Here is a 220-nt window from a genome sequence, read left to right as displayed (position 1 = left end):
GTTGCATGCTTGAGAAAATGGGTAATGCGCCACTTGGCAGCCTGCCTTGATTCGGCCCGACGAATCCAGCGTAACAGTTCTTTGACGCGGTAGGCCTTGGCTGTAGCAAAGCCCTGTTCAGCGAGTTCAAGAAGAGCATTCTCCTGGTTTTGCGTGCGTTTTTTCTCAGCGCCTTTGAGTACGGCCCAACGGGTGTGATCTGGAAGCTTTGTCTGTCTGC

1 protein-coding gene is annotated in these 220 nt (G+C 53.2%); it reads right to left on the bottom strand.

Going from position 1 to position 220, the window contains the following annotated elements; all coding sequences use genetic code 11:
• Positions 1 to 220: transposase (locus DPF_RS11455; protein WP_141721121.1), on the bottom strand; the 220-nt coding region annotated here is incomplete at both ends.

The organism is Desulfoplanes formicivorans, assembly GCF_001748225.1.
In the GTDB taxonomy this organism is placed as follows: Bacteria; Desulfobacterota; Desulfovibrionia; order Desulfovibrionales; family Desulfomicrobiaceae; genus Desulfoplanes; species Desulfoplanes formicivorans.
This window is presented reverse-complemented; position numbering and strand designations above follow the sequence as displayed.